The organism is Cupriavidus sp. MEYA8 (genome assembly GCF_059278825.1).
In genome coordinates, this window is the sequence record NZ_CM181221.1 from 2,704,383 (window position 1) to 2,731,039 (window position 26,657).

General features: G+C 67.8%; 26 protein-coding genes and 1 pseudogene. 16 read left to right on the forward strand and 11 right to left on the reverse strand.

Going from position 1 to position 26,657, the window contains the following annotated elements:
* Positions 1 to 9 precede the first annotated feature (9 nt).
* Positions 10 to 387, forward strand: coding sequence for a cupin domain-containing protein (locus tag AC5WJ1_RS12590; RefSeq protein ID WP_133092393.1), 378 nt, complete (start codon positions 10 to 12; stop codon positions 385 to 387).
* Between the two features lie 26 nt (positions 388 to 413).
* On the opposite strand, the gene AC5WJ1_RS12595 is transcribed toward AC5WJ1_RS12590, so the two are convergent.
* Complete coding sequence (locus AC5WJ1_RS12595; RefSeq protein ID WP_133092394.1) at positions 414 to 854, reverse strand: bacteriohemerythrin; 441 nt, start codon at positions 852 to 854, stop codon at positions 414 to 416.
* Between the two features lie 136 nt (positions 855 to 990).
* Here AC5WJ1_RS12595 and AC5WJ1_RS12600 point away from each other — a divergent pair, with 136 nt between their 5' ends.
* Positions 991 to 1,569: a P-loop nucleotide/nucleoside kinase family protein gene (locus AC5WJ1_RS12600; protein ID WP_135705675.1), complete on the forward strand. Its 579-nt coding sequence runs from the start codon at positions 991 to 993 to the stop codon at positions 1,567 to 1,569.
* Positions 1,570 to 1,599: 30 nt separating this feature from the next.
* On the opposite strand, the gene tcdA is transcribed toward AC5WJ1_RS12600, so the two are convergent.
* Positions 1,600 to 2,505 (reverse strand): tRNA cyclic N6-threonylcarbamoyladenosine(37) synthase TcdA, encoded by a 906-nt coding sequence (gene tcdA / locus AC5WJ1_RS12605; RefSeq protein ID WP_240745892.1) that lies wholly within the window; start codon positions 2,503 to 2,505, stop codon positions 1,600 to 1,602.
* 236 nt (positions 2,506 to 2,741) lie between these two features.
* Here tcdA and AC5WJ1_RS12610 point away from each other — a divergent pair, with 236 nt between their 5' ends.
* The 5 genes from AC5WJ1_RS12610 (at position 2,742) to AC5WJ1_RS12630 (ending at position 9,940) form a co-directional block, all read left to right on the forward strand.
* The gene (locus AC5WJ1_RS12610) at positions 2,742 to 5,099 is read left to right on the forward strand and encodes an AsmA family protein (RefSeq protein ID WP_135705676.1); all 2,358 of its coding nucleotides are present in this window, start codon (positions 2,742 to 2,744) and stop codon (positions 5,097 to 5,099) included.
* A gap of 337 nt (positions 5,100 to 5,436) precedes the next feature.
* Positions 5,437 to 6,627 carry an MFS transporter gene (locus AC5WJ1_RS12615; protein WP_195427329.1) on the forward strand — a complete coding sequence of 397 codons (1,191 nt, stop codon included), beginning with the start codon at positions 5,437 to 5,439 and terminating at the stop codon, positions 6,625 to 6,627.
* A gap of 158 nt (positions 6,628 to 6,785) precedes the next feature.
* Positions 6,786 to 7,424 carry a pyridoxamine 5'-phosphate oxidase gene (pdxH, locus tag AC5WJ1_RS12620; protein WP_133092398.1) on the forward strand — a complete coding sequence of 213 codons (639 nt, stop codon included), beginning with the start codon at positions 6,786 to 6,788 and terminating at the stop codon, positions 7,422 to 7,424.
* Positions 7,425 to 7,636: 212 nt separating this feature from the next.
* Positions 7,637 to 8,878, forward strand: coding sequence for a class I SAM-dependent methyltransferase (locus AC5WJ1_RS12625; RefSeq protein WP_135705679.1), 1,242 nt, complete (start codon positions 7,637 to 7,639; stop codon positions 8,876 to 8,878).
* 27 nt (positions 8,879 to 8,905) lie between these two features.
* Complete coding sequence (locus tag AC5WJ1_RS12630) at positions 8,906 to 9,940, forward strand: DUF72 domain-containing protein (RefSeq protein WP_135705680.1); 1,035 nt, start codon at positions 8,906 to 8,908, stop codon at positions 9,938 to 9,940.
* 7 nt (positions 9,941 to 9,947) lie between these two features.
* Here the strand turns inward: AC5WJ1_RS12630 and msrA are convergent, their stop codons facing one another.
* From msrA to AC5WJ1_RS12655, 5 genes are all read right to left on the reverse strand, one after another.
* A complete protein-coding gene (msrA, locus tag AC5WJ1_RS12635; protein WP_133092401.1) occupies positions 9,948 to 10,490 on the reverse strand; it encodes a peptide-methionine (S)-S-oxide reductase MsrA in 543 nt (180 codons plus the stop codon).
* A 109-nt stretch (positions 10,491 to 10,599) separates the two neighbouring features.
* Positions 10,600 to 12,165 (reverse strand): class I adenylate-forming enzyme family protein, encoded by a 1,566-nt coding sequence (locus AC5WJ1_RS12640; protein ID WP_195427328.1) that lies wholly within the window; start codon positions 12,163 to 12,165, stop codon positions 10,600 to 10,602.
* A complete protein-coding gene (locus tag AC5WJ1_RS12645) occupies positions 12,162 to 13,415 on the reverse strand; it encodes an acyl-CoA dehydrogenase family protein (protein ID WP_195427327.1) in 1,254 nt (417 codons plus the stop codon). The genes AC5WJ1_RS12640 and AC5WJ1_RS12645 overlap by 4 nt, the downstream gene beginning before the upstream one ends.
* Before the next feature lie 80 nt (positions 13,416 to 13,495).
* A complete protein-coding gene (locus tag AC5WJ1_RS12650; RefSeq protein ID WP_195427326.1) occupies positions 13,496 to 14,320 on the reverse strand; it encodes an alpha/beta fold hydrolase in 825 nt (274 codons plus the stop codon).
* On the reverse strand, positions 14,317 to 15,387 hold the full coding sequence (locus AC5WJ1_RS12655) for a 2,5-dihydroxypyridine 5,6-dioxygenase NicX family protein (RefSeq protein WP_195427325.1): 1,071 nt from the start codon (positions 15,385 to 15,387) through the stop codon (positions 14,317 to 14,319). Before AC5WJ1_RS12655 ends, AC5WJ1_RS12650 begins: the two co-directional genes overlap by 4 nt.
* 154 nt (positions 15,388 to 15,541) lie before the next feature.
* Here AC5WJ1_RS12655 and AC5WJ1_RS12660 point away from each other — a divergent pair, with 154 nt between their 5' ends.
* Together AC5WJ1_RS12660 and AC5WJ1_RS12665 are read left to right on the forward strand one after the other, a co-directional pair.
* On the forward strand, positions 15,542 to 16,102 hold the full coding sequence (locus AC5WJ1_RS12660; protein WP_195427358.1) for a flavin reductase family protein: 561 nt from the start codon (positions 15,542 to 15,544) through the stop codon (positions 16,100 to 16,102).
* A 17-nt stretch (positions 16,103 to 16,119) separates the two neighbouring features.
* On the forward strand, positions 16,120 to 16,557 hold the full coding sequence (locus tag AC5WJ1_RS12665; protein WP_133092407.1) for a MarR family winged helix-turn-helix transcriptional regulator: 438 nt from the start codon (positions 16,120 to 16,122) through the stop codon (positions 16,555 to 16,557).
* On the opposite strand, the gene AC5WJ1_RS12670 is transcribed toward AC5WJ1_RS12665, so the two are convergent.
* On the reverse strand, positions 16,554 to 17,039 hold the full coding sequence (locus tag AC5WJ1_RS12670) for an Lrp/AsnC family transcriptional regulator (RefSeq protein WP_133092408.1): 486 nt from the start codon (positions 17,037 to 17,039) through the stop codon (positions 16,554 to 16,556). The two genes, AC5WJ1_RS12665 and AC5WJ1_RS12670, sit on opposite strands and share 4 nt — an antisense overlap.
* A gap of 147 nt (positions 17,040 to 17,186) precedes the next feature.
* On the opposite strand from AC5WJ1_RS12670, the gene kynB reads away from it, so the two are divergent.
* The 3 genes from kynB to kynA are packed head-to-tail and all read left to right on the forward strand — an operon-like array spanning position 17,187 to position 20,029.
* Positions 17,187 to 17,837: an arylformamidase gene (kynB, locus tag AC5WJ1_RS12675; protein ID WP_195427324.1), complete on the forward strand. Its 651-nt coding sequence runs from the start codon at positions 17,187 to 17,189 to the stop codon at positions 17,835 to 17,837.
* 36 nt (positions 17,838 to 17,873) lie between these two features.
* On the forward strand, positions 17,874 to 19,130 hold the full coding sequence (gene kynU / locus AC5WJ1_RS12680) for a kynureninase (RefSeq protein ID WP_195427323.1): 1,257 nt from the start codon (positions 17,874 to 17,876) through the stop codon (positions 19,128 to 19,130).
* A 14-nt stretch (positions 19,131 to 19,144) separates the two neighbouring features.
* A complete protein-coding gene (gene kynA, locus AC5WJ1_RS12685; RefSeq protein ID WP_195427322.1) occupies positions 19,145 to 20,029 on the forward strand; it encodes a tryptophan 2,3-dioxygenase in 885 nt (294 codons plus the stop codon).
* A gap of 105 nt (positions 20,030 to 20,134) precedes the next feature.
* On the opposite strand, the gene AC5WJ1_RS12690 is transcribed toward kynA, so the two are convergent.
* Positions 20,135 to 20,944, reverse strand: a complete 810-nt coding sequence (locus AC5WJ1_RS12690; protein WP_195427321.1) for an IclR family transcriptional regulator — start codon at positions 20,942 to 20,944, stop codon at positions 20,135 to 20,137.
* A 224-nt stretch (positions 20,945 to 21,168) separates the two neighbouring features.
* Here AC5WJ1_RS12690 and AC5WJ1_RS12695 point away from each other — a divergent pair, with 224 nt between their 5' ends.
* A complete protein-coding gene (locus tag AC5WJ1_RS12695) occupies positions 21,169 to 22,362 on the forward strand; it encodes an acyl-CoA dehydrogenase (protein ID WP_063240480.1) in 1,194 nt (397 codons plus the stop codon).
* A 165-nt stretch (positions 22,363 to 22,527) separates the two neighbouring features.
* Here the strand turns inward: AC5WJ1_RS12695 and AC5WJ1_RS12700 are convergent, their stop codons facing one another.
* The gene (locus AC5WJ1_RS12700) at positions 22,528 to 23,169 is read right to left on the reverse strand and encodes a peroxiredoxin (protein WP_195427320.1); all 642 of its coding nucleotides are present in this window, start codon (positions 23,167 to 23,169) and stop codon (positions 22,528 to 22,530) included.
* Positions 23,170 to 23,420: 251 nt separating this feature from the next.
* On the opposite strand from AC5WJ1_RS12700, the gene AC5WJ1_RS12705 reads away from it, so the two are divergent.
* From AC5WJ1_RS12705 to AC5WJ1_RS12715, 3 genes are all read left to right on the forward strand, one after another.
* A complete protein-coding gene (locus AC5WJ1_RS12705; RefSeq protein ID WP_010813729.1) occupies positions 23,421 to 23,747 on the forward strand; it encodes an ElaB/YgaM/YqjD family protein in 327 nt (108 codons plus the stop codon).
* Between the two features lie 172 nt (positions 23,748 to 23,919).
* A complete protein-coding gene (locus AC5WJ1_RS12710) occupies positions 23,920 to 24,300 on the forward strand; it encodes a phage holin family protein (RefSeq protein ID WP_133092414.1) in 381 nt (126 codons plus the stop codon).
* A complete protein-coding gene (locus AC5WJ1_RS12715; protein WP_133092415.1) occupies positions 24,297 to 24,833 on the forward strand; it encodes a DUF3318 domain-containing protein in 537 nt (178 codons plus the stop codon). Before AC5WJ1_RS12710 ends, AC5WJ1_RS12715 begins: the two co-directional genes overlap by 4 nt.
* A 15-nt stretch (positions 24,834 to 24,848) precedes the next feature.
* Here AC5WJ1_RS12715 and AC5WJ1_RS12720 read toward each other — a convergent pair.
* Positions 24,849 to 26,498 (reverse strand): annotated as a pseudogene (locus AC5WJ1_RS12720) (EAL domain-containing protein).
* Positions 26,499 to 26,657: the final 159 nt, after the last annotated feature.

A 26,657-nucleotide genomic window follows, 5' to 3' on the forward strand; every position in this document is an offset into this window, starting at 1 on the left:
CCAGGCGCCATGTCCACGCCCCGCCTGATCGATTTCAGGACCGAACCCGCCCCGACCCACGACCGCCCGCGGCCCGACCGCCTGGTGTCGGGCAACCCCGACCGCACCACCTGGACGCACTACAGCGCCGAACACGGCGATTTCGATTGCGGTATCTGGGCCTGCGAGCCCGGCGCGTGGCGCATCGCCTTCCCGGCGGGCAAGGAAGAGTTCTTCCATGTGATCAGCGGCCGCATCCGCATCAGCGACGAGTCCGGCCAGGCCAGCGAGTTCGGCCCGGGCGACGCCTGTGTGATCCCGGCGGGCTTCACCGGCCTGTTCCAGGTGCTGGAGCCGGTGCGCAAGTATTTCGTGGTGATCGACCGCGACGCGGCGCGGCCTGCCTGACCTGGCTTCGGCCGGCTTCGGGGGATTCAGGCCGCCTCAGCCGGCCCTTCCACCAGCGTGAAGCCGTTCTCGCGCATATGCTCGACCATCATCGTGTCCATCGACTTGACGTGATGGTCGAACCAGCCTGACAGCTCGGACACCAGCCGGCGGCCCAGCCCGAATTCGCCGTCGGTCCGGACCTTGTCGCGCACGGCGACGGCCACGGCCAGCACCTGCTTGTGCTCGCCCGCGTGGCAATGGCGCGGGCCGAAACCCATCGCCTCCATCCACTGTTCTTCCTGCGCGAAATGGTGGCGCGTATGGTCGATCCACTCGTCCATCGCGGCCAGGAAGCCGGCATCGTCGGCACTGGCCACCGCGGCCAGCAATTGCACGAACTCGGCGTGGGTGGCATCGGTGACCGGTTCGCCGAGATGGAGGTCTTCGGGCAGGCCGGCGGAGGAAAGCTGGTCTTTGGCGTCCATGGGGAGCGGCGGCAATCGTGGGGAAATCGTGTGGGAAACGGCAAGGATACCGAATCGCCGCGGCCCGCATCTGATCTTGCGCAAGCCGGGCGGGTATGCTGTGGGGTATGCGCCCCGCCCGCCACCTTTATCGCACATGCCACGACTGATCTTCTTCTGCGGCCATGCCGGCACCGGCAAGACCAGCCTTGCCCACCGCCTGATCGGCCCGCTGATGCAGGCCACCGGCGAGCCCTTCTGCCTGCTCGACAAGGACACGCTGTACGGCCGCTACAGCGCCGCTGCCATGGCCGCGATCACCGGCGACCCCAACGACCGCGACAGCCCGGCCTACCTCGACAACCTGCGCGACCCCGAATACCAGGGCCTGCTCGATACCGCGCGGGAAAACCTGGCGCTGGGCATCAGCGTACTGGTGATCGGCCCGCTGTCGCGCGAGATTCGCGCCCACCTGCTGAACGATCCGGAATGGCTGCAGGTGCCGCAAGGAACCACCGTCCGCATCGTCTGGGTGCACCTGCCGGAAGACGAAGCGCACGCGCGCATCATCCGGCGCGGCAACCCTAACGACGCCTACAAGCTGCAGCACTGGGACGCGTACCGCACGCGGCGCTTCATGCCGGCCGCGGACGAATATCCCGAACTGATCTTCTTCGACAACCTGGCGCCGGGCGAGGCCGAGGTCGACGGCCTGCTGCGCGCGTTGAGCGCCTGAACGTTGTGCGGCGGCTGACGCTGTGCGGCCTTAGCCGCGCACGATCGCGCCGATCGCCGCCGACGCCGCCACGAAGCCGAACACGGCCGTCACCGCCACCGACGAGCCGAAGCCCGCGCAGGCCAGCCCCTGCGGCCCGCTCGCAACCGGATGGCCGGCGTGCCCATCGTGCGGCGGCGCCTCGTCGATCTCGCAGGCCTGCTGCTCAGGCTCCGGATACTGCAGCGGCTCGTCGGAATAGACCGCGGCAATGCCGAACTTCTTCTTGGGGTCGCGCGTGAAACCCCACTGCTTGCGCAGCCCCGCGCGCACCTTGGACAGCAGCGGGTCCTGGATCGTGCGCGCCAGGTCGTCGATGCGCACGCGCGTGGGATCGAGCTGGCCGCCGGCGCCGCCGCAGGTGATCACCGGCACGCCCTGGCGCCGCGCCCAGCCGAGCATTTCAGTCTTGACGCGCACGGCGTCGATGGCGTCGATCACGTAGTCATAGCCGGCGCCGAGCAGCACGGGCACGTTGTCGGTGGTGACGAAGTCGTCGACCTGCGTCACCCGGCAGCGCGGGTTGATGGCGACGATGCGCTCGGCCATGGCCTCGACCTTGGCGCGCCCGTAGGCATCGCCCAGCGCGTGGACCTGCCGGTTGGTGTTGGACAGCGCGATATGGTCGAGGTCGATCAGCGTGATGCGGCCGACCGCGTTGCGCGCCAGCGCCTCGGCGGCCCAGCTGCCCACGCCGCCGATGCCGACCACGCACACATGGGCCGCCTCAAGCCGTGCCAGCCCGGCAGCGCCATACAGCCGCGCGACGCCGCCGAAGCGGCGGTGGTAGTCGTCGTCGGCCGGGCTTTCGTGGGTCAGCGGCTCGGGCAGGCCAGGCAGATGACCGGGGAGGTCTCCGGAAAGCTCGCCAGGCAAGGGGTGTGCGGCATCGTTCATGCTGAGGGCTCGGAGTGGGGACGAGGCGGCCGCGGCCGGGGCCGCGCCGGCAGAAAAAACCGGCATTATCCGGCGGCGATGTCAGCCAATCCCCGACAAAGACGGAAAGCGCGCAACTATACAATAGACCTGCAGTGGTCCGTTCGCCGCCCTACGCAAGGCCCGGCAAGCCCCCACCAGGCCTTTCGGGCCGGCCGGTACCAGCGGACCTGCCCCGCCATAGAGGAGCCCCCCTCATGCCCATGCGCCGCAAGGTCGTCCTGTGGAGTGTGCTGACACCGATCGCGCTGATCGCGCTGCTGGTCATCCTGTTCCTGACCTTCGACTGGAACCGCGTCAAACCCTGGCTCAACGACAAGGTTTCCGAGGCCATCGGCCGTCCCTTTGCCATCAACGGCGACCTTACCGTGACCTGGCGCCGCGGCGAGGGCGAGACCGGCTGGCATACGCTGGTGCCGTGGCCGCGGTTGTCGGCTCGAGACATCACCATCGCCAATACCGACTGGGCCAGCCAGCCCCACCTCGCCACCGTGCGCGAACTGATCTTCGTACTGCGCCCGATCCCGCTGCTGGCGCACCAGATCGCCGTGCCCACCATCGTCGTCGACAGCCCCGCGGTCTGGCTGGAGCGGCTGGCCGATTCGCGCAACAACTGGACGCTCGAGTTCGGCCCCAAGAAAGGCCCGTCAAAATGGGAGCTGGATATTGGCGAAGTAGTGCTGGCGCGCGGCAACCTGGCGCTGGCCGACCAGTTCAAGAAGATCGAGTTGCAGGCCCAGCTCGACACCATCGGCGACAACCCGCTCTATGACAAGGCGCGCGACGGCGCGCTGGTCGGGCCGCAGGCTTCCGCCGTGCCGCCCGGGCCGCCCGCCAGCGGTGCGGCGGCATCCGCGCCGTCGGCAACGTCCCCGCCGTCCGCCTCGGCGCCGTCTGCATCGGGTCCGCCCGCCTCGGCCACCGCCGGCAACGACCGCTACGGCTTGCGCTGGAAAGCCACCGGCCGCTACAACGATGCCACCATCAATGCCAGCGGCAAGGCAGGCACCGTGCTGAGCCTGCGCAATACCGATGTGCCGTTCCCGTTCCTGGCCGATGTGCGCGTGGGCACCACGCGCGCGCTCATCGAAGGCACCGTGACCAATCCCGCCCACCTGGCCGCGGTCGACGTCCACCTGACGCTGGCCGGCGACAGCATGGCCAAGCTATATGCGCTCACCGGCGTGGTGCTGCCGTCGACCCCACCCTATGAAACCCGCGGCCGGCTGATGGCCACGCTGCGCAAGGAAGGCTCGATCTACGAGTACCAGAAGTTCACCGGCCGTGTCGGCGGCAGCGACCTGTCCGGCACGCTGACCTTCACCAAGCGCGAGCCGCGCCCGCTGCTGGCCGGCACCCTGCAGTCGAACCAGCTGCGCTTCGTCGACCTGGCGCCGCTGATCGGCGCCGACGCCAAGCCCGGGCAACCGGCCAAGGACAGCCCGGTGCGGCAGCCGCCCGACAAGGCCCTGCCGGTGGCGCCGTTCCGTACCGAGCGCTGGGACAAGATCGATGCCGACGTGCACTTCACTGGCAAGCGCATCATCCGCGACGCGGACCTGCCCATCACCAACCTGGTCACTCACCTGAAGCTGCAGGATGGCGTGCTGCTGCTCGATCCGCTCAACTTCGGCGTGGCCGGCGGCAACCTCGTGTCGAACGTGCGCCTGGACGGCAAGCGCGAGCCAATGGGCGCGATGGTCGACATGACCGCGCGCCACATGAAGCTCAAGCAGCTGTTTCCCACCATCGACCTGATGCGCGCCAGCATCGGCGAACTCAATGGCAGCGCCAGGCTGTCCGCCACCGGCAATTCGGTCGGGACACTGCTGGGAACATCCAACGGCGAGGCCAAGCTGCTGGTAGAGAACGGCACCGTCAGCAAGTTCATCCTGGAAGCGATCGGCCTGAACGTGGGCAGCCTGGTGATCAACAAGCTGTTCGGCGACCGGCCGGTGCAGATCAACTGCGGCGTCAGTGACTTTGCCTTTACCAATGGCATCGCACGCGCGCGCACCTTCGTGCTCGATACCGACGATGCCGTCATCGTGACCACCGGCGGCATCGACCTGCGCAGCGAGCGGCTGGCGCTGACGATCCATCCGGACTCCAAGGGCCTGCGCATCTTTTCCCTGCGCTCGCCGCTGTACGTGGGCGGAACCATGAAGAAGCCGACCGTCAGCCCCGACATCGGCGTGCTGGCGCTGCGCGCCGGCGGGGCGCTGTCGCTCGCCCTGGTGGCGCCGGTCGCCACCGCGGTACTGCCGCTGGTGGACCTGTCGCCCGGCGGCGACAGCAGCAAGTGCGCCACACTGCTGGCCGACCTGCGCAAGCGCCCGCTCGCGCCGCCTCCCGGCAAGACCTATAAGGATCCAAAGGCCGGCGGTACCGCGGGCATGACCGCAGGCAAGCCGATCCCGCCGGAAACGCCCGGCACCGCCGCACAGGCCGAGGCGCAGGCCGGCCGCCCTGCACACCGGTCGCCCCCGCCAGAGCGCGAAGCGCGCAAGCCATTGCGCCCGGACAACGACGCGGCGCTATACAAGGGCGGCTGAGCCAATGGACACCCCGGCGCCTTGCCGGGAATGTCGCCGCGTGGCGACATGTCTGCAGTTGTCTGAAGCGAAACAGCAACACTTCCGCCGGCTGCGACATCCCGTCGCAGATTGCCGTTGTAACTCGCCCACATGCGGCGCATAATTAAACGGCCATTTACAAGAAGTTTAAGCATGGCAAGCATCGGATGCGAGGCGGGTTCGCCCGTTCGCATTCTTCGGAAGGCGCGGCTGCGGCCGCCCTTTGTTTCCGCTTGTTTTCGTTTTTTGTTGTCCGCCTCGGCACGGCCGCCGGCCGCCCACGAGCGCGGCCCCACGACGCCACTCGCCCGCCCCCATGTCGCTGCCGCACACCGCCGTCCCGCCGATCACCTGGCTGATCGCGCTGACGGTGTGCAACCACGTGGCATTCAACGCCAGCCGCGTGGTGGTGTCGCTCTTCGCGATTTCCCTCAAGGCTTCCACAGTCACGCTCGGCGTGCTGATGTCGCTGTATGCGCTGCTGCCGATGCTGCTCGCGATCCGCGCCGGCAAGCGCATCGACGAGATCGGTCCACGCAAGCCGATGACCGCCGGCTCGCTGATGCTAGTGGCCGGCACGCTGCTGCCGGCGCTGTGGCATGAACTGGATGCGCTGTACCTGTCGTGCGCGCTGATCGGCGTGGGCTTCATGCTGGTCCAGGTGGCAATGCAGTTGCTGATCGGCCAGGTCTCGACCAACGAGACGCGGCTGCGCAATTACACCTGGCACGCGCTCGGGCTGTCGGTGTCGGGCACGCTGGGGCCGGTGGTGATGGGCTACGTCATCGAGCATGCCGGATTCCGCCCCGCTTTTGCCGTGCTGGTCGGGGTGGCGCTGGTCGGCCAGGCCGGCCTGCAGTGGGTGCGCCCGCGGCTGCCGGCGCAGGGCGGCAATGCCGGCCGCATCGCCATCGAGGACGGCAGCCGCCGCTCCACGCTGGACCTGCTGCAGTATCCCGAGCTGCGCGCCGTCTTTGTCGCCAGCGCGGTGCTGTCGGCGGCCTGGGACCTGCATGCCTTCCTGATCCCGATCCAGGGCTCGCGCATCGGGCTGTCGCCGTCGTCGATCGGCTGGGTGCTGGGCGCCTTCGCCATTGCCACGCTGATTATCCGCGTGGCGATGCCGGTGGTGTCGCGCCGCCTGTCGGAGTGGAAGATCATCCGCACCGCGCTGCTGGTGGGCGCTCTGGCCTACCTGGCCTACCCGTTCGTCACGCATTTCTGGCTGATGTGCGGGCTGGCCTTCGTGCTCGGGCTGGCGCTGGGCAGCGCGCAGCCCAATGTCATGAACATCCTGCACACGGTGTCGCCGCACGGGCGCGCGGGCGAGGCGCTGGGCCTGCGCTCCGCGGTGCTCAATACCAGCCAGGTAGTGTGGCCGCTGACCTTCGGCGTGGTCGGCACGGCGCTTGGCATGCTGCCAATCTTCCTGTCGATGGCCGGAGCCATGGGCGTGGCCGGTTACTACTCGCGGCGCCAGGGACGCCGGGCGCTGCCGCCGGCTTGAGCCCCGGCGCGCGCCCTGTCCGCTGTGACGCCGCCCGCACGCCTTGCCGGCGCGCAAATGCGGCCCGCGAAGCATTCGCTATACTCGAATCAGCCGGACCTGCGCCCTCGCCCCCGGGGCCCGCCGCGCATCCCGACCGATTCTCCGATGATTGCGACATGACTCAACTCGCCGACCTCCGCCGTACCTATGTCCTGGGCTCGCTGTCCGAAACCGACGTGGCCCCCGACCCGATGAGCCAGTTCAAGCGCTGGTTCGACGAGGCGGTCACGGCCAAGCTGCCCGAACCCAATGCCATGACGCTGGCCACTGTCGGCGCCGATGGCCAGCCTTCCGCGCGCATCGTGCTGCTCAAGGGCATCGACGACCGTGGCTTCACCTTCTTCACCAACTACGAGAGCCGCAAGGGGCTGGACCTGGCGGCAAACCCGCGCGCCGCGCTGCTGTTCCACTGGGTACAGCTGGAGCGCCAGGTGCGCGTGGAAGGCATCGTCGAAAAAGTTGCCGACGACGAGAGCGACGCCTATTTCGCCTCGCGCCCCCTCGGCTCGCGCGTGGGCGCGTGGGCTTCCGAACAAAGCCGCGAAGTGCCCGGCCGCGACGTGCTTGAGCAGCGCGAGCTGGAATACCGCAGCAAGTTCGGCGACAACCCGCCGCGCCCGCCGCACTGGGGCGGCTACAGGCTGGTGCCGACCGCGATGGAATTCTGGCAGGGGCGCCCTTCGCGCCTGCATGACCGCATCGCCTATCGCGTCCAGCCGGGCGGTGCCTGGCAGATCGTGCGCCTTTCGCCCTGACGCGCTGGCCACGGAGGTCCGGACGGGTCTGTCCCGGGGGCTTCCCGAGGGTGCGCTGCACTGCCCGCGGAATTCGACTAAAGTGGGACTGGCGTCGCTTGGTGATTTTTACGCAAGCGCTCGCGACGGACTCGGGTCAAGGCTCGGGGCAGTACCTGCCTTGTCCGGAGGACCGGTCGAGCGCGTGCCGCAACCATCGGGAGGTAAAGCGCATGTTTTTCAAGCAAGCCCTGGAAAAGCAACTCGACAACTGGATCGCCGACCTGCGTGACAATGCCAACCTGCCGGTCTGCTTGCGCCTGTGGAATGGCACCGAATATGCCCTGGGCCATTTCGACAAGCCGCAGGTCACGCTGACCGTGCGCGAGGCCGCGGCACTGCCGCTGCTGCTGACGCCAAGCCTGGACAACCTGGGCGAGGCCTACGTGCAGGGCAAGATCGACTTTGACGGCCGGCTGGCCGACATCATCAAGGTCGGCTATGGCATGTCGGCGGCTGCCACGCGGCGCGCCGGCGGCGCGCTGGCCCGGGTGGCGCAGCATTTCTCGCACACCAGGCAGGAAGACCGGGAATCGATCCAGTACCACTACGACGTTTCCAACGACTTCTACAAGCTCTGGCTCGATCCCAACATGGTGTATTCGTGCGCCTATTTCGAGAACGGCGACGAGGACCTTGCCACCGCGCAGCTGAAGAAGATCGACCATATCCTGACCAAGATCCGGCTGCAGCCCGGGCAGACGCTGCTGGACATCGGCTGCGGCTGGGGTGCGCTGGTGCTGCGCGCCGCGCAGAAGTACGGGGCGCGCTGCGTGGGCATCACGCTGTCGCAGAACCAGTTTGACCTGGCCGCCGAGCGCGTCAGGGCGGCAGGACTGTCCGACCGCATCGAGATCCGGCTGCAGGATTACCGCGACACCACCGGCACCTTCGACCGTATCACCAGCGTCGGCATGTTCGAGCACGTGGGCAAGGACAACCTGCCTGGATATTTCCGCCGCATGCGCGAACTGCTGGCCGATGACGGCTACGCGATGAACCACGGCATCACCTCGCCCGATCCCGACAACGGCCAGACGCCGATGGACGGCGCCGAGTTCATGGACCGCTACGTGTTCCCGCAAGGAGAACTGCCGCACATCGGGCTGGTGCTGAAGACGCTGGAGCAAGGCGGCCTGGAGGCGATCGACGTGGAACTGCTGCGCCGCCACTACGCGCAGACTTTGCGCCACTGGGCCGATAATTTCGAGGCAAAGGGCGAAACCATCCGCGATATGGTCGGCGAGAAGAAGTACCGCATCTGGCGCGTGTACCTGGCCGGCTGCTCGCATGCCTTCGAGACCGACAAGATGTCGATCTACCAGGTGGTCTGCCACAAGGCCGGGATGTCGTCGGGCACGGTGCCTTGGTCGCGCCGCTATATTTATGAGCAGCCCATCGGGCGCAACGACTGAACGATACCGAACCCGAAACCGAAGCGATTGACTGAAGACCTCTTTGGCGGGCTGCCCGTGCCCGCCCCGCAACAAGCTCCCGCCCCTCCCGCAAAGTCCGTCCGTGCCCAGGGCGTGCAACCCGCGCCGATGGACGAGGCACTGCGCGCGCTGTCGGCGCGCCTGCCCGCCAGCCTTTACTTCGGCACCTCGTCGTGGGCATACCCCGGCTGGAACCAGCTGGTCTACGACGGCGAGTACGGCGACAGCATGCTGTCGCGCAAGGGACTGGCCGCATACTCGCGCCATCCGCTGCTGCGCGCGGCGGGGATCGATCGCGGCTTCTACGGGCCGATCCCGCTGGCCGACTACCTTTCCTACGCGGCGCAAGTGCCGGACGGCTTCCGCTTCGTGGTCAAGGCGCCAGCCAGCGTCTGCGACGCCTGGCTGCGCGGCTCGGACGGCGCCGGCCGGCTCGCCAACGCGGCGTTCCTGGACGCGGAGATCGCGGTGCGCGACTTCATCGCCCCGGCGAGCGCCGGCCTCGGCGGCAAATGCGGGCCGCTGCTGTTCCAGCTGTCGCCGATGGGCAGCCTGGCGGACAGCGGCGTATTCCTGGAGCGGCTCGACGCGTTCCTGGGCGCGCTGCCGCCGCTGGACCCGTCCATCACGCCGCATGCCTGCTATGCCGTCGAGCTGCGCGACCCGGCGCTGCTGACGCCGCGCTATATCAAGCTGCTGCGCCGCCACGGCGCGCGCTTCTGCCTGTCGGCGCGCGACCGCCTGCCGGCGGTGCCGCGCCAGGCCGCAGCGCAGGCCTTGATGGATGAAGCCGGCCCCGGGCCGCTGCTGCTGCGCTGGATGCTGCATGCGGGCAGGCCCTACGCGTATGCCGAGAAGCTGTACGCGCCCTTCGACCGCATCGTCGACGACGATCCCGGCACGCGCGATGCCATCGCCGACGTCGTGGCGGGCACCCTGCGCGCCGGCCAGCTCGCCATCGTCATCGTCAGCAACAATGCCGAAGGCTGCGCGCCGCTGAGCATCGTGCGGCTGGCCGAGGCCATCGCCGCACGGCTGTAAGCGTCCGCTACACCCGCAGCTTGGCGGCGAACTGCTTGCGGAACTTGGCCAGCTTGGGCGAGATCACGAAGGCGCAGTAGCCCTGGCTCGGGTGGTCCTGGAAGTAGTTCTGGTGGCCCTCTTCCGCGCGCCAGTACGGCTGCTCGGGCTCGACCTGGGTGACGATCGGGGCATCGAAGACCTTGGCCGTGGCCAGTTCACGCATTACGTACTCGGCGACGGCGCGCTGCGCTTCCGAGTGCGTGAAAATGACCGAGCGGTATTGCGGCCCGACGTCGTTGCCCTGCCGGTCCGGCGTGGTCGGGTCGTGGATGGCAAAGAAGATCTCGACGATCTCGCGGAAAGTGATCACGGACGGGTCGAAAGTGACGCGCACCACTTCGGCGTGGCCGGTATCGCCCTCGCACACCTGCTGGTAGGTCGGATGATCCACATGGCCGCCGGTATAGCCCGACTCCACCGCGACTACCCCCTTGACCTGCTGGTAGACCGCCTCCAGGCACCAGAAGCACCCGCCCCCCAGCGTGGCCGTATCAAATCGTTGTTCCATGTGCGCCGCTCCCTTGGCTGGTCTATGTCTATGGTTGTCCGGTGTCACGGACCTCAAGCATAAGCGCAGACGGGCGTGCGCGCATCGGCCATGCGGCTGGACTGCCGTGTCAGCCGGCGTGGTCGCCTTGGCGTTGCGATTCCAGCAGCGCCCGCAACTGGGGCTTCATCACCTTGCCCAGCGCGCTGCGCGGCAGGTCGTCTAGCAGCACCACCTCGCGCGGCAGCTTGAAGCGGGCGATACGGGCGGCCAGCGCCTCGCGCACCGGCGCCGGGGCCAGCGGCGCGCGGTCGGCGCCCGGCGCCGGCACGATCACCGCCACCGGCACCTCGCCCCAGCGCGCGTCGGCCACCCCCACCACTGCGCACTCCTGCACGCCGGGCAGGCCGAGCAGCACATTCTCGATCTCGGCCGGATAGATGTTCTCGCCGCCGGAAATGATCATGTCCTTGCTGCGGCCGACCACCTCGATGCAGCCGTCGGCATCGCGGTGGGCCAGGTCGCCGGAGCGGAACCAGCCGCCGGGCAGGCCATCGGCGGGCTGGTTCCAGTATCCGGCCATGACGTTGGCGCCGCGCACCCACAATTCGCCGACTTCGCCCTGCGCTACCTCGGCGCCGCAGGGACCATCCGCGCCAGCCAGCCGCACCGTCACCTCCGGCACCGGCCAGCCGGCATAGCCGGGCCGCGCCATCGCGTCTTCCAGCTTCAGCACCACCGACACCGGTCCGGTCTCGGTCGCGCCATAGACCTGGCCGAGCGGCACGCCGCGCGCGTGGAACGCGTCGATATACGACCGTGGGATGGTCGAGGAGCCGGCCATCACCCCGCGCAGCGGCGACAGGTCGGCGCCGTCCCAGCCGGGATGCTCCAGCACCGCGCGCAGCGTGGCCGGCACCATCAGCGCCAGGCTCGGGCGCGCTTGCGCGACCGACGCCAGCCACGCGCCGGGCGCGAAACGGTCATGCAGCGTCACCTGCGCACCGGCCAGCAGCGCCGGCAGCGTCTGGATGCACAGGCCGCCGACATGGAAGGCCGGCAGTACCGACAGCACGTGATCGTCCGGCGTCATGCCGTGCGCCCACCAGCTGGCGCGCGCATTGGCCAGCAGCCCGGCCTGCGTATGCACCGCGCCCTTGGGCTTGCCGGTAGTGCCCGAGGTGTAGGCCAGCAGCAGCGGCGCGTCGCCGGCAACGTGCGGGAAGCTGGCGACGGCCGGCGCCGGGTGATCGATGATGCGTTCCAGATGCGCCAGCCGGCACTGGCTGGCGCCGGCCTCCGGCGCCAGCGCGGCATGCGCGTCATCGTGGAACAGCAGCGCCAGCTGCGCATGGCCGGCGATGGCATGCAGCTCGGCCGCGGCGAGCCGGTAGTTCAGCGGCACGAACATCGCTCCGACCCGCGCGCAGGCGAACAGCAGCACCAGCTGCAATTCATGGTTCAGGCACAGCGTGCCGACCCGGTCGCCGGGGCGGATGGCCCATGTCGCCGCCAGGTGGGCGCTGGCGCGCTCCACGCGGCGCCACAGCTCGCCGTAGCTGAAGGTGCGGCCGAGGTAATGCAGTGCGGGCCGCTGCGGCGCCGCCTCGGCATGCGCCCACAGCATGGCCGGCAGCGCGCCGAGTCCGGCGGCACCGGGACGGGAGGGGCCAGGGCCAGGGCGGGCGCCGCTCATTCGTCGCGCTCGCCGGATTCGTACAGCGTTTCGCGGCCCATGCGGTCCAGGATCAGTTCGGCGGTCCAGGGCAGCATCAGCGCGCCGCAGCGCGAATCGCGGTACAGGCGCTCCAGCGGCAGGTCCTTGAGCATCGACTGCCCGCCGCAGGTTCGGATCGCCAGCCGTGCGATATCGTTGGCGCCTTCCATCACGGTGTAGTGCGCGGCGTAGAGGCGCAGGCGCTCGTCCTTGGAAGGGTTCGGCTTCGCTTCATGGATCACGCGCCAGAAGATCGAGCGCATGCTCTCCAGCTGGATGCGCATCTGCGCCACCGCGATCTGCTTGGTCGGGTACATGCGGCGCTTGACCGGCGGCTGGCCCGGCACCTCGCCACGCAGGTACTGCACGGTGAAGTCGTAGGCGGCCTGCGCCACGCCGAGGTAGGTCGGCGACAGCGTGAAGAACATGGCCGGCCAGGTCTGCGCGGCGCGGTAGTAGACCCCGCGCGGCATCAGCTGCTCCTGGTCTGGCACGAACACGTCCTTGAGCAGCAGCGTGCGCGAGACCGTGCCGCGCATGCCCATCGGATCCCATTCGCCGGTGACGGTGAGGCCGTCGGCCTTGCCCGGCACGGCGATATAGAGGGTATCGCGCATGTCGGGATGCTGGTCGCCGCGGTCCTCGGTGCAGAGAATGCCGTAGTAGTCGGCCGCGCCCGACAGCGAGGCGAAGATCTTGCGGCCATTCAGCACCCAGCCGCCTTCGACCTTGCGCGCGGTGGTGCCGAACGGCGCCTTGCCGGCGGCCGCCGCCGAGCCTTCGGAGAACGGCTGCGCGTAGACCGCGCCGTCGCGCACCACGCGTGCGAAATGCAGCGCGCGGCGGGCCTCGTGCTCGGCGCGCTGTCCGGGCGTCATCTCGATGCCATCGGACAGCGTGCCGGTCCACATGGTCGAGCAGATATGCATGTTGTACGTCAGCGCCGTGGCGCCGCAGAAGCGGCCGATCTCGGCGCCCACCATGCAATAGGTGGCAAAGTCCGCGCCCTCGCCGCCGAAGGCTTCCGGCACGCACAGGGCCAGCAGCCCGGCTTCGCGCAGGTCGTCGTAGTTGGCGAACGGAAAGCTGGCCTCGCGGTCCCAGGTGCCAGCGCGCGCGGCAAAGCGTTCGCGGCCCAGGCGGTTGGCCAGCGCCAGCAGGCGCGCCTGGCGCGGGGTGAAATCCGCCGTACCAACGGCAGGAATGAAGTCGAGCTGGCCGGAAGGCATGTCGCGGTCTCCTTGGCGCGGGCCGATATGGACCTGCGCCGTTGATCTGGTTTTCAGGGACTTCGGGACCGGCGCGCGTTTCAGCGCACCGGGAAATGCCGCTGGAGGAAAGCGAGTACGGGCGCGTTGAAGGCCGCCGGCCGCTCCATGCAGGCCAGGTGGCCGACATCGGGCAGGCAGAGGTACTCGGCACCGGGGATGCGCTGCGCCATGCGCTGCATCACCTCGGGCGAGGCATTGGTGTCGTGCTGGCCGGCCAGCGCCAGCACCGGCACGGCGATGTGCGGCAGCGCGTCGCGCTGGTTGAAGCGCACCAGCGCCCCCAGCGCGGCGCGGTAGGCGGGTGCGGGCACGGCGGCCATCACGCTCGTGGCGAAGGCCACCGCGGGCGCGTCGGCGTCCGGCGCCACCATCGTGCGCACCAGCCCCGCCGCCATCTCGGCCATGCTCTTGCCGGCGTCCAGCGGCGCGGTGCGCGCGGCGATGAACTCGCGCTGCCACGGCCCGTCGCCCTTGCCGAATGCGGGCGACGTGCCGGACAGCACCATGCCGTCGACCAGCGCCGGCGTGGCGGCATACGCCTGCTGCGCCACCATGCCGCCCATGCTGTGGCCGAGCAGCACCACGCGCCGGCCGGCATCGCGCTCGGCCTGCAGCAGCGGCGCCAGCGCGCCGGCCAGGCCGTCGAAATCGTAGGGGTCGATCATGGCGCTGTCGCCATAGCCGGGCATGTCCCACGCCAGCGCGCGGTAGCCCGCCTGCGCCAGCGCCTCGCCCTGCGCCGGCCACGCGGCCTTGCCGCCGCCGATCCCGTGCAGCATCACGACAGCGACCGGGCCCTCGCCGTCACCCCATTCCAGCGTGGCGATGCCGTTGGCGTGCCTGCGGAGGTTGGGAGCGCTCATGCCTGCATCTCCACGAGCTGGCCTGCCTCCACCTCATTGCGGCCGTCGAGCGAGACCGTGCAGTTGCGCAGCGGCAGGTCGAAATGGCCCAGCGTATGGCGGCCCGCCACCTCGTTGGCGCCCGTGGAGAACAGGAAGTTGCCGCCGAACGCGCGCAGTTCGGTGCCGTTACAGTCGCGCTTGTCGTAGAAGGCCAGCGCATCCCAGCGCGCCGTCCGGTTCAGGCCCCAGCCGACGTGCGAGACCGCGTACGCGTCGCGCGTGCCTTCGCGGTCGGCCCATGCCTGGTAATAGCCGCGCATCATGTCGGCGTCGACGCCCTGCCCTTCGACGGCGACGATGTAGTCGTCCTCGATATGGCAGACCACGGTGTCGCGCAGGTAGGTCTTGAAGGTCAGGTTGACATCGCCCGGCGCCAGCACCAGCGTGCCGTTGACCTGGCGGCTGGCCGGAAACGCCAGGCACAGGCCGCCCGGCCAGTGCGAGACCTGCCCCGGCTTGTTGCAAAAGCCCCAGACGCCGCCCACGCGAGCGTCGGCCAGGCCGATGCGCAGCTCGGTGCCGGCGGCCGAATGCACGCGCATTTCTTTCGCGCCGCGCAGGCGCTTCATCGCGGCGCGCACCGTGCCTTCCAGCGCCGGGTCAGGCTGGCAGCGCTCCAGGATCTCGGGATGTTCGTTGCTGACCATCAGCATGCGCGGCACCACGCCGTCGGCGCCGCGCAGGATCAGCGGCAACTCGGGGGCATGCAACAGGCCTTCGACGGTGCAGTCGAGCACCAGGTGGCAGCGGGACAGTGCGGCCACGACCGGGGCGAGGTGTTGCAGGGCATCGCTGGCGCCGGTCGAGCGTACCGGCGCCGGCGCACTGAGCGCCGGTGTCGGCACCTGGATCCGGACGGGCGTGGCGCCCAGCGACTGCACCGCCAGCTCGGCCAAGGCCACGTTGACAGGGCGGGATTGCGACTCCGTTACAATTCCAACAACTTCCGCGCCCTGCAGGGCACAGAGTTCCAGGGTGCGCCGGAATGCCGCCAGCCATCGGTGTTCGATCTGCTCGATGAGCATGTCTTGTCTCCTGCGTGTTTTCTTGGCGGCATGCGCCGCGCTGTTTTTTGTATCCTGGCCGGCACCCGCTGCAGGGCGGCGTGTCGGCGGACTTGGTTGAAGTCCCTGGCGCGAATAATATATATGAAATTTCATGAACTCCAGTGGAGCCCCAATGGGCGTGCCTGAGGCCCAGCCACGGATCGCCAACGTCGCCGCCGCACCGGACTTCGATGCGCAGCATTTCCGCCGCACGCTGTCGCAGTTCGCGACCGGCGTGACGGTGATCACCACCCGCGCCAGCGCCGAATCGGTCGCGGCCGGCGCGCCGCCGTTCATCGGCATCACCGCCAGTTCGTTCAACTCGGTGTCGCTGGATCCGCCGCTGGTGCTGTGGAGCATGGCCACGCGCGCCAACAGCCTGCCGATGTTCCGCGACGGCACCCACTACATCATCAATGTGCTGTCAGCGTCGCAACTGGACTTGTGCCAGCGCTTCGCCACGCTGAAGGGCGACCGTTTCGCGGGCGTCGACTACCGGCTGTCGGCCACCGGCCTGCCGATCCTGGCCAATGCGCTGGCGTGGTTCGAATGCCATAACCGCAGCCGCTACGACGAGGGCGACCATGTGATCTTCGTCGGCGAGGTCGAGCGCTGCGGCGTGCTCGAAGGCCCCGATGGCCCGCTGGTGTTCCAGGGCGGCCAGTTCTCCACCACCAGTCCGCTCGAACCCTGAGCGCCTGCGGCTCCATCATGGCGGACCAGCCTTTCGTCGACGGCTACCTGGCCTACCTGCTGGCCCGCGCCAGCCATCTGATTTCCGGCGAATTCCACCGCGAGGTCGAAGCCCGCGGCCTGTCTGTGCCGGAATGGCGCGTGCTGGCGACGCTGGCCGACCGCGCCGACTGCACCATCGGCGCGCTGGCCGAAATCACGCTGACCAAGCAGCCCACGCTGACCAAGCTGGTCGACCGCATGGCCGCCGAGGGGCTGGTCAAGCGCACCGCCGGCACCACCGACCGCCGCCATGCGCTGATCTCGATCACGCCGCGCGGGCTGGCGCTGGCCAGGCCGCTGCTGGAACGCGCCGCCCAGCATGAGCACGCGGTGCTGAACGATTTCGGCCCCGAGCAAGGGGCGCAGCTCAAGGAAACGCTGCGCCAGCTGATCGCGCTGCACACGCAGCGCTAGGCGTCTTCCCCTGCCGCCTTCAGGATCGCCAGCGGCGAGCTGTCGGTCTTGATCCGCTGCAGCACGATGTTCGAGCGGATATCCATCACGCCCTTGGTGCGGTACAGCCGGTTCACGATGAAATCCGAGTAGTGCTTCAGGTTGCGCGCCTGCACGCGCAGGATGTAGTTGCTGTCGCCGGTGATGATGTACGCCGACAGCACTTCGGGCCAGGACTGGACCGCGGCGATAAAGGTGTCGTGCCAGCCCTCCACGTCATGGCGCATCGACACCTGCACGATGGCCTCCAGCTCCAGCCCGAGCTGCTCGGCATCGAACCAGGCGCGGTAGCCGCCGATCACTCCTGACTCTTCCAGCAACCGTACGCGACGCAGGCATGCCGAAGGCGACAGCGCCACCCGGTCGGCCAGGTCCTGGTTGCTGATGCGGCCGTTCTCCTGCAGGCACGCGAGAATGCGCAGATCGATGGGATCGAGGGTCATTCGAATTTCCTGCGATGAATATGTAGATATTCGAATTTTATGCGAAAGATGACGTGCCGGACCGCTCATTTCGCAAGCCTCTTCCCGGGGAATTTGTCTAATATGCCGACATCGAGGCAGACAAAGACGGCATCGCCGCCCCATTCCATGACCGCCCCCAGACAAGACCCACGCCGGCTGTGGGACATCAGCCCGCCGCTGTCCCCGGCCACCCCGGTGTGGCCCGGCGACACACCGTTCCAGCAAGCGCCCGCGTGGCAGATGGACGAACACTGCCCGGTGAATGTCGGCCGCATCACGCTGTCGCCACACACCGGGGCCCACGCCGACGCGCCGCTGCACTATGCGGCCGACGGCGCGCCGATCGGCGACGTGCCGCTGACGCCGTACCTCGGCACCTGCCGGGTGATCCACTGCATCGGCGCATCGCCGGTGGTGGAACCGCGCCATGTCGAGCACGCGCTGCGGGACCTGCCGCCGCGCGTGCTGCTGCGCACCTACCGGCAGGCGCCACTGGCGCAATGGGACCCCGCTTTCTGCGCTGTCGCCGCCGAGACCATCGCGCTGCTCGCATCGCATGGCGTGCAGCTGGTCGGCATCGACACGCCTTCGCTCGACCCGCAGGAATCCAAGACCATGGACGCGCACAACGCCGTGCGCCGGCATGGACTGGCAATCCTGGAAGGCATCGTGCTGGATGACGTCGACGAAGGCGACTACGAGCTGATCGCGCTGCCGCTGCGCTTTGCCGGGCTCGATGCCAGCCCGGTGCGCGCCGTGCTGCGCAGCCTGGATTGAACACATCAAAACTTCACGCATACCCACCATCAAGACATGACGACCATTGACCGCGAGCACTGTCTACGGCTCGACCAGCAAGACCCGCTGCGCCCCTTGCGCGACCAGTTCGCCCTGCCCGAGGGCGTGATCTACCTCGACGGCAACTCGCTCGGTGCCCGCCCGCGCGCCGCCGCCGCGCGCGCCGCCCAGGTGGTGGCCGAGGAATGGGGCGATGGCCTGATCCGCAGCTGGAACACCGCCGGCTGGTTCGAACTGCCGCAGCGGCTGGGCAACAAGCTCGCCCCGCTGGTCGGCGCCGGCGAGGACGAAGTGGTGGTGACCGACACTACCTCGATCAACCTGTTCAAGGTGCTGGCCGCCGCGCTGCGCGTGCAGCAGACGCGCGATCCGGCGCGCAAGGTGATCGTCTCGGAATCCAGCAACTTCCCGACCGACCTCTATATCGCCCAGGGCCTGGCCGACCTGCTCCAGCAGGGTTACTCGCTGCGCCTGGTCGACTCGCCGGCCGAGATCGACGCCGCCGTCGGCGCCGACACCGCGGTACTGATGCTGACGCACGTCAACTACAAGAGCGGCGAGATGCTCGACATGGCCGCGCTGACCGAACTGGCCCATGCCCGCGGCGCGCTGACCGTCTGGGACCTGTGCCACTCCGCCGGCGCCGTGCCGGTCAACCTGAAGGCGTCCGGCGCCGACTACGCCATCGGCTGCACCTACAAGTACCTGAACGGCGGCCCGGGCTCGCCCGCGTTCGTGTGGGTCGCGCCGGCGCTGCGCGATGCGTTCTGGCAACCGCTGTCGGGCTGGTGGGGCCATGCCGCGCCGTTCGCGATGGAACCGCAATATCGCCCGGTGGACGGCGTGCGCCGTTTCCTGTGCGGCACGCAGCCGGTCACGTCCCTGGCGATGGTCGAGTGCGGGCTGGACATCTATGCCCAGACCAGCATGCAAGTGCTGCGCGCCAAGTCGCTGCTCCTGACCGATCTCTTTATCGAGCTCGTGGAAGCACGCTGCGGCCAGCATCCGCTGACGCTGGTCACGCCGCGCGAGCATGCGCGCCGCGGCAGCCAGGTGAGCTGGGAACATCCGGAAGGCTATGCCGTGGTCCAGGCGCTCATCGAGCGCGGCGTCATCGGCGACTACCGAGAGCCGCGCATCGCCCGCTTCGGCTTTACGCCGCTGTACACCAGCTTCACCGAAGTCTGGGATGCAGTGGAAATCCTGCGCGATGTGCTGGATAGCGGCACGTATCGCGATGCGCGCTTTCAGGTGCGCGGCCAGGTGACCTGATCGGGAGTTACATCATGAGTGAAATCAAGGGATGCCCGTTCTCGGGCGCGGCGAGCGCATCGCAAACGGCATCGCAGCGCGACGGCTGGCATGGCGCGCAGATGGATTTCGCCAAGGACATGAGCTATGGCGATTATCTGGGCCTGGACCAGATCCTGAGCGCGCAGCACCCGCTGTCGCCGGACCACAACGAAATGCTGTTTATCGTGCAGCACCAGACCACCGAGCTGTGGATGAAGCTGATGCTGCATGAGCTGCGCGCGGCGCGGGAATCGGTCAAGGCCGACAGCCTGCCGCCGGCATTCAAGATGCTGACGCGCGTGTCGCGCATCATGGACCAGCTGGTGCAGGCTTGGAACGTGCTGGCGACGATGACGCCGCCGGAGTATTCGGCGATGCGGCCTTACCTGGGGATGTCCTCCGGATTCCAGTCGTACCAGTATCGGGAAATCGAATTCATCCTCGGCAACAAGAATGCGGCCATGCTGAAGCCGCATGCGCATCGGGCCGAGCATCTGGCGCTGGTTGAGACCGCGTTGAAGACGCCCTCTCTTTATGACGAAGCCATCCGCCTGATGGCGCGGCGCGGGTTTGCGATCGATGCGGAATGCGTCGAGCGCGACTGGACGCAGCCCGCTGGCTACAACGCTTCGGTCGAGGCGGCCTGGCTTGAGGTTTATCGCAATCCTTCCGCGCACTGGGAGCTGTATGAACTTGGCGAAAAGTTCGTCGACCTGGAGGATTCGTTCCGGCAATGGCGGTTCCGGCATGTGACGACGGTTGAACGCGTAATCGGGTTCAAGCGTGGCACGGGCGGCACCGAGGGCGTCAGCTATTTGCGGAAGATGCTGGATGTGGTGTTGTTTCCGGAACTGTGGAGGTTGAGGACGGATCTTTGAAGCCCCTCCCTGCTCGCCCGTTTGCTCCCCTCTCCCGCTTTCGGGAGGGGGGCCGAGGGTGAGGGCCGGCGCCACCATGAAGTAGAGCCAGTCGTTCGACCGCCCTCAAACCCCATCTGACAACCTCCCAGCCAGCGCCACCAGCGCCGGCGCCAGCGTCCGGTGGAAAACCTCTTCCTCCACGGCCCCATAAGAAGCGCTGCAACTCAGCATGTGCAGATCCTTCTCCCCAACGGGCCGAAACGCCACCGCGCAGGCATGAATCGCCGGATGCCAATCCCGGAATGACGACGCATACCCGCGCTGCTGCGCATCAGCCAACGCCACCCGCGTCGCCGCCTCCTGCTGCTTCCACTGCTCTGGAAACGCCTGGCTGAACTCAGCCAGCACCCGATCCCGCCGCGCCGCAGGCAGCGCCGCCAGATATGCCCGTCCCATCGAACTGGACACCAGCGACAGCCGCGACCCCACCCCAAGCCCCAGCATCACGCCGGCGTCGTTACGGATCGACTCGAGGTAGATCACCTCCATCCGCTCACGCTTTCCGAGCGACACCGACACGCCGTACGACTGCGCGAACGCCAGCATATGCGGCCGCGCCAGCGCCACCACGTCTGATGCCGACAAGTACGCGTACCCCAGCGCCAGCACCCCGGCATCGAGCGCGTACTTGCCCAGGCTGTCGTCATAGCGCAGGTAACCCAACTGCACCAGGGTGCCGGCCAGGCGGCTGACCGTGGCCTTGGGAAACCCGGTGCGGCGTACGAAATCCTGGTTGCCAAGCATCGCTTCGCCAGTACGGAAGCAGCGCAGCAGCTCCAGCCCGCGCGCCAACGCGGTGACGAAATTGGGATCGCTCTCACGCACCGGCGTGTCCGGCGTCGGTGCGTCGTTCGAAAGTGACGGACTGTTCAAGATGTGCTCCTCTCTGTTCGGCGGTTGTCCGCTCATCGCACAAGGGATCGGTGGCTTGGGGTTTTGCCGGTTGCACGGCAAACCCATTGCGATATACTAATTCAACGGAACACAGTTCCGCAATGCGGAACCAAAAATCCTCCGCACGAACCCCACCGAACCCGATACTCCGGAAGCACCGCGCCAGTCGCCCCGCTTCCACCGCGCCACCGAAGGAGACCTGCATGGCTGCCAACGCCGAATTCCACTGGGCCGATCCCCTGCTGCTCGACCAGCAACTGACCGCCGACGAACGCGCCGTGCGTGACGCCTCCGCGGCGTACTGCCAGGACAAGCTGATGCCGCGCGTGCTGCAGTCGTTCCGCAACGAGAAGACCGACGTCGAGATCTTCCGCGAGATGGGCGAACTGGGCCTGCTCGGCCCGACCATCCCCGAGCAATACGGTGGCCCCGGCCTGAACTACGTCAGCTACGGCCTGATCGCCCGTGAAGTCGAGCGCGTCGATTCGGGCTACCGCTCGATGATGAGCGTGCAGTCGTCGCTGGTGATGGTGCCGATCTATGAATTCGGCACCGAAGCGCAGAAGCAGAAGTACCTGCCCAAGCTGGCCACCGGCGAGTGGATCGGCTGCTTTGGCCTGACCGAGCCGAACCACGGCTCCGACCCGGGCTCGATGGTCACCCGCGCCAAGAAGGTCGACGGCGGCTATGAGCTGACCGGCGCCAAGATGTGGATCACCAACTCGCCGATCGCCGACGTATTTGTGGTCTGGGCCAAGCTGCAAGGCGAAGACGGCAAGGAAGACATCCGCGGCTTTATCCTGGAGAAGGGCTGGAAGGGCCTGTCGGCACCGGCCATCCATGGCAAGGTCGGCCTGCGCACCTCGATCACCGGCGAAATCGTGCTGGACCAGGTGTTCGTGCCGGAAGAGAACATCATGCCGGGCGTAAAGGGCCTGAAGGGTCCGTTCACCTGCCTGAACTCGGCCCGCTACGGCATCGCCTGGGGCGCGCTGGGCGCCGCCGAATTCTGCTGGCATACCGCCCGCCAGTACACGCTGGACCGCAAGCAGTTCGGCCGTCCGCTGGCCCAGACGCAACTGGTCCAGAAGAAGCTGGCCGACATGCAGACCGAGATCACGCTGGGCCTGCAAGGCTGCCTGCGCCTGGGCCGCATGAAGGACGAAGGCACCGCCGCGGTGGAAATCACCTCGATCATGAAGCGCAACTCGTGCGGCAAGTCGCTGGACATCGCCCGCGTGGCGCGCGACATGCTGGGCGGCAACGGCATCTCGGACGAGTTCGGCGTGATCCGCCACGTGGTGAACCTGGAAGTGGTCAACACCTATGAAGGCACGCACGACATCCACGCGCTGATCCTGGGCCGCGCCCAGACCGGCCTCCAGGCGTTCTTCTGAAGCCGGAACCAGGCCCTTACGGACAGGATCTCCCGGAATGAAAAAGGCCCGGCTGCAAAGCCGGGCCAAGCACACTACCAAGGAGACGACGAGGCTGCCCCCGTCGATAAAACACCTGTCCTGGACGCCGGCCCCGCAACATGCGGGGCCGCGTTCATTGGATCGTCATGCCTTGCCGGGTTGCGGCGTCAGCCGCAGGTATGGCCGCACGGCCGTATAGCCCTTCGGGAATTTCTCGCGGATCACGGCCTCGTCCTTCAGCGAGGGCACGATCACCACATCGTCGCCGTCCTGCCAGTTGCCGGGCGTGGCCACGCTATGGTTGTCGGTCAGCTGCAGCGAATCGATGACGCGCAGGATCTCGTTGAAGTTGCGCCCCGTGCTGGCCGGGTAGGTGATGATCAGGCGCACCTTCTTCTTCGGATCGATGATGAACAGCGAACGCACCGTCAGGGTCTCATTGGCGTTCGGATGGATCATGTCGTACAGCTGCGAAACCTTGCGGTCGCCGTCGGCCAGGATCGGGAAATTGACCGTGGTCGACTGGGTCTCGTTGATGTCGCGGATCCAGCCGTGGTGCGATTCCACGCCATCGACCGACAGCGCGATCGCCTTGACGCCGCGGCGCGCAAATTCGTCCTTCAGCTTTGCCGTCAGGCCCAGTTCGGTGGTGCACACCGGCGTGTAGTCGGCCGGGTGCGAGAACAGCACGCCCCAGCCGTCGCCGAGCCACTCATGGAAGCGGATGCGGCCTTCGCTCGAATCCTGCTCGAAGTCCGGGGCGATATCGCCGAGACGCAATGCCATGTTCAGATCTCCTGATTTCGAAGTGGAACCAGAGTATCCCGATTGATATCCAACCCAAACGAATATAAAGTCACTACAAAATCACTCGTAGTCATATAGACATTTTCTGACAGTCTTTTCGCGCGCTTTCGGGCATGCTGGCAATGGCCCCGCCGATACCGGCGTCGAGGCACGTGGCCTTGAAACCACCGCCGCCCGCCACATATGCTAAGTATCAGACAGACAATGCCGTTAGCCTCGGAGCGTAGAAAATGTCAGAATCCGCACAAACCGAACCAACCGCCCGCAAACAGGAGAAACTGATGAGCGATGTCAAGACCGTACTGTCCGACGCCGAGGAGCTGCTGAAGCAAGCCGCTTCGACCACCGGCGAAAAAGCCGCCGAACTGCGCGAGCGCGGCATGGGTCTGCTCAAGCAAGCCAAAGAAAAGGCCCAGGACCTGCAGGATGCCGTCGTGACCAAGAGCAAGGCAGCCGCTCGCGCCACCGACGACTACGTGCACGACCACCCGTGGCGCGCCGTGGGCGTGGCGGCCGGCGTGGGCCTGCTGATCGGTCTGCTGCTGAACCGCAAGTAAGCGGCTGAAGTCCCGGTGCGGCCCCAGGCGCCGCACCAGAGCGGCAACCCGCGCGAGGCACGGGTTGCCAGTGGCCCGGGGGCCCGCACAGCGGCGCCCGGCCCCGTCCGCAGAAAGGCACGCCCGGCCAGGCCGGCGTGCCGCTTTCACGCCGGAGCCGCCGAGCGAATCCATGAGCGAACCCACCCCCTCTCCCAAACTGCTGGAATCCGTGCGCAATCTCCTCAACTCGGTGGTTGCGATGGTCCAGACCCGCCTGGAGCTTGCCAGCGTCGAATTCGCCGAGGAACGCACGCGCCTGATGAAGGTCGCACTGCTGGCCTGCTTCGGGCTGGTGTTCTTCGGCATCGCGCTGGTCACCTTTACCGCGCTCGTCGCCATCCTGTTCTGGAACAGCTACGGCTGGCAGGCGCTGGGCGTGCTGGTGGTCGTCTACCTGCTGCTGTGCGCCGGCTGCCTGGCGTACGCGCGCAACCTGGTGCGCAACGCCCCGCCGATGTTCGAGGCCACGCTCGCCGAAATCGACAAAGACCGGGAGATCCTGCGCCGATGACCACCCTGGAACCCGACGAAGGCGCGACCGAGCGCAACCGCCGCGAGCACGCGCGGCCCGTCCGCTTCACGCAGGAAGTCCGTTTGCCGCTCGACGTGCGCAAGGAGTTGCTGCTCACGCGCGCGGCGCTGGAACGCCACGACTGCTTGCAGGCACTGCACCAGGTACGCGGCGGCGCGCGCCGGCTGGGCAGCATTGCCAGCTGGCTGCCGCGTATCGCGCGGCCCGGCTCGTGGATGAAGGTTGCGGGCATCACCAAGGAATATCCGCTGCTGAGCACCGCCGTCACGCTGGCGCTGCCGCTGCTGCGGCGCACGCCGGTGCTGCGCTGGACCTGGAAGCTGTCCAAGGTCGGCCTGGCGGCCGGCGCGGCGTACTGGGCCTACAACACCTGGCGTGAGGCCAAGCAGCAGGCCATCCCTCCTGCCACCGCACCTACCCCCGCACCTGCCTCCGTGCCGGACACCGGCGCGGCCGCCACGCCGGGCGCGCCTCCCACCGACACCGGCTTCCGCGACCCGCTCGTTCCCTGAACCTCGCGTTTGCGCTCAGGCCGTCCGCGCCGCCGCGGACGGCTCCATCGCGGCCAGGCCGGATGGGGCGAACGGCTGCGGCGGGCCGATATGGAATCCCTGCACCAGGTCAACGCCGAGCTCGCGCAACCGCCCCAGCATGGCCTCGCTCTCGACGAATTCGGCGATGGTCTTCTTGCCCATGGCATGGCCGATGCGCTGGATCACCTCCACCATCACCAGGTTGACCGGGTCGGCCAGCATCTCGCGCACGAAGCTGCCGTCGATCTTCAGGTACGCCGCCGGCAAGTGTTTGAGGTACGCGAACGACGACATGCCTGCGCCGAAATCGTCCAATGCGAAACTGCAGCCGAGCTGCTGCAACTGCTGGATGAATGATCCCGCCTGCGCGAGGTTGGCGATCGCCGCCGTTTCCGTGATCTCGAAGCAGATGGCCAGCGTATCGCTGCGGCGCAGCTGGCTGCCCATGACCTCGGCCATCTGGCGGATCAGCTCGTCGCCGGCCGCGTGGCCGCAGGTGTCGTTGACCACCTTGAACTGGTCGAGGTCCAGGTACATCAGCGTATGGGAGACGCCTTGCGCATGCGCGACTGCACGCGGCCCCATACGTCGGTGGTCACCACCGCGTCGCCGATTGCCTGCAGCGTGACCTGGGCCCGCTCCTTTTCCGCAAACAACTGCGCCTCGTAGCGCTTGTTGTCCGAGATATCCGTCAGCGAGCCTGCCATGCGCGCGCGCCGCCGCGCGGCGGGGCGCACCAGCCGGCCGCGTGCGAGCACCCACAGGTAGTCGCCGTCGCGCTTGCGCAGCCGGAACTCGGCGTCATACGGCTCGCCGCTGCGCAGGTGCCGCGCAAGCTTGGCTTCGAAGGCTTCCAGGTCCGACGGATGCAGCAGGCCGAGCACGGTCTCGCGCGCATGCGGCAGCTCGCTGGCGCCGTAGCCCAGCATCTGCGCGCATCGCGCGGAAAAATACAGCTCGCCGCTGCCGAGATGCCAGTCCCACAGGCCGTCGTTGCTGCCCTCCACCGCCAGTTGCAGCTGCTCCTCGCGCTGGGACAGCGCCTCGCGCAGCCGCCGCTCGCGCCGCAGCGGCCCGTGCGACCGCAGGATCGCCGACATCAGCAGCAAGGTCGCCACCACCGCGCTGCCGGTGGTCAGCAGCCGCGTCACCCGGCGCGACGCCTGCCCAAGGTGTTCCGAAAAGGCCCGTTCCAGCGGGGTCAGCCGCGAATCGATCTGGGCGATCCGGCGCAGCACGGGCGCCACGCAATCGTCGTCGCAGCCCGGCCGTTCGACCAGCCGGCGCAGTGCCAGCGCCTGCTCGTGCAACGCGGCGATCTCCTCGTCGCCGGCGGCCCACACGCGAATCGCGGCATCAACCTCGTGGATATGGCGGAAATTGCGGTACAGCCGGACCCTCCGCGGGATATCGTCCGGGTGGTTGCCGCCGGCGAGCAGTCCTTCGCGCACGCGCTCGAGATCCGGCTTGCCGCGGTCGAGTTCCAGCCGGGCGCGCTGGTCCCCCAGCGGGATGGCAATGGCAGCGAGATAGAAAGCGAAATCTTCGGGGTTGCGGTCCTCGCCATAGCGCAGCAGATGCGAACGGCCAGATGATGCGCAGCACGTGTGCGCTGGCCGGTAACGACTCACCCGCTTGCCGCATATCGAATCCTGCCGGGTGCTGGCCCGGCTTGGTTCATCCTGTGTCCCCGCCGCTCATTGTCGTGTGGATAAGACAACAAGTCTCTAACTCGATCTGGTTAAACCAATGGTGTCGCCGGGTTTTTGCGCTGGGCTCTGCGCACCGACGGCTGCGGCGGCA